Origin of the sequence: Streptomyces sp. SA15 (assembly GCF_002291145.1) — a bacterium.
GTDB lineage: Bacteria > Actinomycetota > Actinomycetes > Streptomycetales > Streptomycetaceae > Streptomyces.
The window spans coordinates 21,010-27,742 of the sequence record NZ_NTGE01000063.1; the positions used below are offsets into that span (position 1 = coordinate 21,010).

The 6,733-nt window shown below is 72.0% G+C and carries 4 protein-coding genes; all 4 read right to left on the reverse strand.

The window, feature by feature from the left end:
- Positions 1–154 precede the first annotated feature (154 nt).
- Entirely contained in the window at positions 155–1,069 is a 915-nt protein-coding gene (locus CLM62_RS11195; protein ID WP_095749685.1) for a carbohydrate ABC transporter permease, read from the reverse strand.
- Positions 1,066–2,409, reverse strand: a complete 1,344-nt coding sequence (locus tag CLM62_RS11200; RefSeq protein WP_095749686.1) for a carbohydrate ABC transporter permease — start codon at positions 2,407–2,409, stop codon at positions 1,066–1,068. Before CLM62_RS11200 ends, CLM62_RS11195 begins: the two co-directional genes overlap by 4 nt.
- Before the next feature lie 4 nt (positions 2,410–2,413).
- Positions 2,414–3,802: an ABC transporter substrate-binding protein gene (locus CLM62_RS11205; protein ID WP_095749687.1), complete on the reverse strand. Its 1,389-nt coding sequence runs from the start codon at positions 3,800–3,802 to the stop codon at positions 2,414–2,416.
- 210 nt (positions 3,803–4,012) lie between these two features.
- Positions 4,013–6,733, reverse strand: a 2,721-nt coding sequence (locus CLM62_RS11210; RefSeq protein WP_179382045.1) for an FtsK/SpoIIIE domain-containing protein, incomplete at its 5' end; no start/stop codon positions are given.

The window sequence follows — 6,733 nt, forward strand, 5'->3', positions numbered from 1 at the left end:
CATCCATGGGTCGGCGCGGACGACAGGGCCTTGCCCGGGAACGGCCGATGGAGCCGGTTGGTTACGTTGTGTGCTGCATACGGGGGATTCTGGATGAATTTCGAGGGGCGGACCCGTGTCGGTCCGCCCCTCGCGAAGTGTCCTGGTGCCGTGGCTACTTGACCGCGCCGGCCATCACGCCGGACACGAACTGCCGCTGGAACGCGAAGAACACGGCCAGCGGGATCACCATGGAGATGAACGCGCCGGGCGCCAGGACATCGATGTTGTTGCCGAACTGGCGTACCTGCGTCTGCAGGGCGACCGTGATCGGCTGGCTGCCGGAGTCGGTGAACACCAGCGCGATCAGCATGTCGTTCCACACCCACAGGAACTGGAAGATGCCCAGGCTCGCGATCGCCGGCCCGCCCAGCGGCATCACGACCCGTGCGAACAGGCGCAGTTCACCGGCGCCGTCGAGCCGGGCCGCCTCCAGCAGCTCCCTCGGGATCTCCGCGAAGAAGTTCCGCAGCAGGAACACCGCGAAGGGCAGACCGAAGCCGGTGTGGAAGAGGATCACACCCAGCATCGAGCCGAACAGGCCGATCTTTCCGAAGAGTTCGGCGATCGGGATCAGCGCCACCTGCACCGGCACCACCAACAGGCCGACCACGGCCAGGAACCACCAGTCGCGGCCCGGGAACTCCATCCACGCGAACGCGTAACCCGCGAGCGCGCCGATGACGACGACGAGGACCGTCGCCGGGACCGTGATCAGCACGGTGTTGACGAGCGAGTCGGTGATGTCGCTGTTCTGCAGGAGCTTGTCGTAGCTCTCGAAGGTGAGTTGGGACGGTTTGCTGAGGACCTCCCACCAGCCGCTGGCCGCCATGTCCTGCGGGGTGCGCAGCGAGGACAGCAGCAGACCGATCGTCGGGACCAGCCAGAACAGGCCGACCAGGATGAGGAAGACACGGACCAGACCACCGCTGACGCGTTCCGCGAGGCGGGAGCCGAGGGACTGCTTGGCCTTGGGGATCGTGACGGGCGGGGGTGCCGCCTTGCTGATGCTGCCGGCGTCCGCCGTCATCGCCGTACCTCCCGCCTGAGCCTGCGAACGTTGAACCACATCACAGGGATGACGAGGAGCAGCAGGAACACCGAGATGGCGCTCGCGATGCCCGGCTGGTCCTCGGAGAAGCCCTTGCGGTACAGCTCCAGCGCGAGGACGTTCGCGTCGTCCTGCGAGGAGCCCGGGGCGATGATGAAGACCAGGTCGAAGATCTTCAGGACGTTGATCATCAGGGTGACGGCGACGACCGCGAGGACCGGCGCGAGCAGGGGGACCGTGACCCTGCGGAACACCTGCCACTCGCTCGCGCCGTCGACACGGGCGGCCTCCAGGAGTTCACGGGGGATCCCGGCCAGCCCGGCCGCGATCAGCACCATCGCGAAGCCCGCCCACATCCAGATGTACGACCCGATGATGGCCGGCGTGACCAGCGACGGGCCGAGCCAGTCCACGCCGTTGTACGCCTCCTTGAAGTTGCTTGCCGGAAGGCGTAGTTGGGCTCCATCGGCCTTGGACGACAGGGTGAAGGTGCCGTCGTCGGCGGCCTTCGTCGACTCGACGACCTTGCCGTCCTTGACCGCCTCGATCTTCATGCCGGGGTAGCCGAACTCGGACGCGTCGGGCGCGCCGAGCTTGCCCACGCCCTTGCCGCGTGTGAAGTCCTGCCAGGTCGTGCCGGAGATCTTCCCCGGGTCGGCCTGCGGGGCCACGGCCCGCTTCGCGTCGTCGGGCATCTGGTCCGGGGCGACGCCCACGAGGGGGAGGGTGACGGTGTCCCCGGTGCGGACCGTCGCCTTGGTGATGAAGGCGCCCCCTTGCGCCACGAGCGGCGACTCGCGGCCCGGGTGGGCCTTCGGGAACGCGGACGCCTCGGCGAAGGTGTCGTGGATGCCGACCCATACGGCGTTCGCGACGCCCTTGTCGGGGTCCTGGTCGTAGACGAGGCGGAAGATGATGCCCGCCGCCAGCATCGAGATCGCCATCGGCATGAAGACGACCAGCTTGAACGCCGTTCCCCAGCGCACCCGTTCGGTCAGCACCGCGAAGATCAGGCCGAGCGCGGTGGCGACCGTCGGGGCGAAGACCACCCAGATGATGTTGTTCTTCAGGGCGGTGCGGATGCCGTCGTCGGTGAACAGGGCCTGGTAGTTGTCGAATCCGGCGAAGCCGTCGCCCGACTGGTCATAGAAGCTGCGGACGACCGAGTATCCGATCGGGTAGACCACGAGCGCGCCCAGCAGCACCAGTGCGGGCAGCAGGAACAGGGCTGCCACGGTCTTGCGGGTGCCGGTCACGCTCTTGCGCGACTTGGGTGCGGCAGGGGTCGGTGGGACCCCTGCCGCCGAAGCCGACGTCATCGCGTCAGCCTCCGTAGGCGGCGGCCGCGTCGGCTTCCAGCTTCCGCTGCGCTCCCGCGACGTCCTTCGGGTTCTTCAGGAAGTCCTGGAGGGCCTTCCACTCGCCCTTGCCGGGGGTGCCGCCGAAGGCCTGCGGGGCCTGGTCCGACATGTCGAAGCGGAAGTCGTCACCGGCCGCGATGAGCGCCTTGGCCATCTTCTGCTGCACCGCGTTCGGGTACGCCGAGTCCGCCACGTTCTTGTTCGGCGAGAGGTAGCCGCCCAGCTTCGCCTGGATGGTCGCCGCGTCCGGGGAGGCCAGGAACGTGGCCAGCGCCTGCGCCGCCTTGGAGTCCTTGAGGATCACGGCCGCGTCGCCGCCGGTGACCACGGGCGCGGCGCTGCCCACGGCCGGGAACGGGAACACCTTCGCGTCCGTGCCGATCTTCGCCTCGGTCTCGCCGATGTTGACCTGCACGAAGTCGGCCTCGAACACCATGCCCGCCTTGGGCTGGTCACCGCCGGTGAAGGTCTGCGTCACGGACGCCGGGAACTCCGTCTGCAGCGCGCCGTCCGCGCCGCCCGCGACGAAGTCCTGCTTGCCCCAGATCTGGGCGAGAGTGGTGAGGGCGTCCTTCACGGACGGGTCCGTCCACTTGATCTCGTGCTGGGCGAGCTGGTCGTACTTCTCCGGGCCCGCCTGCGAGAGGTAGACGTTCTCGAACCAGTCCGTGAGGGTCCAGCCGTCGGCGCCGGCCACCGAGAACGGGGTGACACCGGAGTCGTAGACGGTCTGCGCGGTGGTGAGGAGCTCGTCCCAGGTCTTGGGCTCACTCGCGCCCGCGTTCTCGAAGACCTGGGCGTTGTACCAGATCAGGGACTTGTTCGCGGCCTTGTAGTACACGCCGTACTGCTTGCCGTCGACCTTGCCGATGTCCTGCCAGCCCTGGGAGTAGTTCTCCTGCAGTTCCTTGGTGGCGTCGGCGCCCAGCGGCTTGGCCCATTTCTTGTCCACGGCCTGCTTTATGGCGCCCGGCTGCGGAAGCATCGCGATGTCCGGCGGCTGCCCGCCCGCGATCTTCGAGCCGAGGAAGTTGATGATCGGATCCTGCGCGGGGACGAAGGTCACCTTGGCGCCGGTGCGCTTCTCGAACTCCGCGAGGACCTTCTTGAAGTTCTCCTGCTCGGCGCCGGTCCAGACGGCGGCGACCTCCAGGCTCTGCCCGTCCAGCTTGGGGAGGGTGACGGTGGTGCCGGTCTCCGTGCCACCGGTGGCGCCGCTGTCGCTGCTCTTGTCGTCGTCTCCGCCGCAGGCGGTGAGCGAGAGCGCGAGGGCTCCCGCGATAAGGGCGGCCGCGGTTTTCGCGGACCTGTGCTTCCGGTGCTGTCGGATGGTGCTGCTCGTCCTGCGCATCACTGCCCCGTTCATCGTTCCTCGTCGAACGTCCGAACGCTGTCCCGTGCGCTCTGGTCTACGCCCTGGGGTGGGGGGCGGCAAGAGCGCGTCCGCTGTCAAGTAGGGGATCGTGACCCCCCTGTGACCAGGCACCCGGCGTCGGTGGCGCCCACGGCGCGGAGTTGCGGGACCGGTGCTGCGAGGAACAGCCCGCATCAGCATCCCGCACTACAGCAGGGACGGCACCTCGGCCGACGCGACCTCCCGCGCCGCCCTCTCCAACGCACTGGCCAGCAACGCCAGGTCCGTCGGCCCATTGCCCAGCTCCCGCACGGGACGTCGGGCCGGTGGGTCCCCCATTCGCTCCCACTCCAATGGCACGACCGTCGGCCGAAGCGTCGCCGTGCGCGGAATCCGCCCCGTGACCCGGCCGCCCTGAAAGGGCGTCACCCGTCCATCCGGTCGGACCAGACGCCCGCGCCCCGGGGCCGGTTCGTCCGGGCCGGCTGCCTGCTCGTCGAGGGTGACGCGCAGGGTGGCCCGGCGGGCCGGTTCCGACTGGGCCGTACGGCCGCCGACGCCGGACGCGGCCACCAGGTGCACCCCGAGCCGCTCACCGTCCCGGGCCACGGCCTCCAGCGCGCGTATGACCGAGCCGGCCGCGGGTCTGCCCGGTGAGCCCAGCCCGGGGGAGACCAGCGCGTCCAGGTCGTCGACGACCACGACCAGCCGGGGCAGCGGCGGGGCGGCCTCCGTCCGGCGGCGCGCCGCCGCCGGTCGCAGGCGGAGGGTCGAGCTGGGCGGGGTGTCGAGATCTCCGGTGGCCTCCCCGGTCCCGGTCACCACGGTCCCGGACGCCCCGCGTGCCGTCGCCGTCCGCTGGGCGACCATACGGCCCGACACCACACGCCCGGTGTGCCATTCGGCGAAGTCGGACCGCCCGAGCAGCTCCGCGCGCCGCTTCAGCTCGGCGCTCAGGGACTGGGCGAACTCCCGCATCCGCACCGGGTCGTTGGCGGAGAGGTGGGTGGTGACGTGCGGGACGTCCGTACAGACGCGCAGTCCTTCTCCGTGTCCGCCGCCGCTGGTGCCCACGTTGTCGCGGCCGTCCATCAGGACCACGCTCAGCCGGTCGGGGCGCTCGGCGGCGGCGAGGGACGCGACCACGGCTCGCAGCAGCTCCGTACGGCCGCTGCCCGGCGGTCCCTCGATCAGCAGGTGCGGGCCCTCGGCCACGAGGTCCGCGCCGACCGGCCCGCGCGGACCGGCCCCGAGCACCGCCCAGGCCCGCCCGCCGAGCGACTCCTTGTCGTCGGCCGCGTCCGCCCAACGCGCCATCAGCGACGCCGGCGTGGCCCTCGCCAGCCCCAACTCGTCCAGCAGTCGCGCCGCCTGAGGCAACGGCATGGACACGCGCGCGTGCCGCTCACCGGCCGTCGCCTCCGCCCGCAGCGGCGCCAGCGCCCGCGCGAACCGCTCGGCCCAGGCGAGCGACACGGCGTCCACCGCGGCCACGGTGCCGTGCCCCACGGGGCCGCTGGGCAGCGCCTCCCCGGTACGGGGGGACTGTGACAGCGTGCCCGCGGGCGCCGCCGTCCCGGTCCGCGCCACGCGCATCAGCCGCAGCGCCGTCGCCACGTCGCCGCTGAGCAGGGTGACCGCACCGCACTCACGGAACGTCGGCGACACCGCGCAGGCCGCCTCGTACGTCTCCGTCACCGGCGAGGCGGGCGACGCGGGCGCCGTCTCGGCGAGGCACACGACGTGTATGCCGGCCCGCGGGCCCTCCAGGGCCAGCCGCGCCACCGCTTCGCGCACGGCGGCCCCCGGGGGGTCGCCGTCGACGACGACCACGGTGTACGGCCCTGGGAAGCAGGCCCCTTCCTCCTCCGCCCGGTCGTCGTCCCTGGCCCAGGACGGGCGCCGCGTCGCACCGCTGTCGGGAACGCCGACGGCAGGCGGTGCGGCGTCGAGGGGGGTGGGTCCCGCCTCCGCCAGGTGGTCCTCCAAGCGGCGGAGGAGTTCGTCCGTGCGGGCCGTGGCCTGTTCGCGGTCGTAGGCGAGGAGGAGACGGCAGTCCTGGCCGTGGCCCGGGCGCAGATGAGGCAGCCAGCCCAGCCAGGACCACTCGGCGGTGCGCTCCTGCAGAGGGCGGGAGCGGTCCGCGCTGATCAGGACGATTTCCAGGGCGTCGGGGGAGTGCAGCGCGGCGAGCTGGGCGACGACCGCGCGGGCCACCCCCGCCAGCCGCGCGCGCGGACCGGCCAGCCCCAACGCCCCGACCTCGCGCAGATCGGCGGTCACCGGCACCGCGGGCAGCAGCCCAGAGCCGTCCGGTGCCGCACGGTCGGCCGTGCCCAGCCGCACCGTGAGCGCCTCCGGATGGCCCGGTCCGCGCTCCCACAGGCGCGGGCCGGGGCCCAGCGCCGTCAGGAGCAGCGCCGCCGGGTCCGGCCAGGCCTCGGGAGCCTGGGAGACGGTGGCCGGGGGTGCCTCCGTCGTGTCCGAGGCGGCGTCCCCCGTCTCGTCGTACGTCCCGTGCCCGGTCGCCCCCTGTTCGCCGCGTCCGCCGGTCAGCCGCCGCGCCCACGCCGTGAGCCCGCCGCGCCGGCGCACTCCCTGCGGCACGTCCGTCCCCCGGAGGGGGGTTCCCTTACGGCGGCTGGTTCCGGAGGTGTCCGGATCGGTGCCGGTGGCGATGTCGGTGGCGTCGTCCCGAGCCGTCGTACGGGCCGACGCGTCGGGGGAACCGTCGATGCCGGCCGGCCCGGCGAGTTCCGCGATGCCGGAGCGGCCGGCGTGGGTGTCCCCGGCAACGGGAGCCGGGTCGGCCGCGCTGCCCCGGACGGGCACGCTCCGGGAGCCGTCGTGGCTCTCGATGCGCGGTGCCCCGCCCTGGCCCGGCACGACGGGCGGTTCGACCCGCCCGTGCACCTGGGCGCCCGGGGT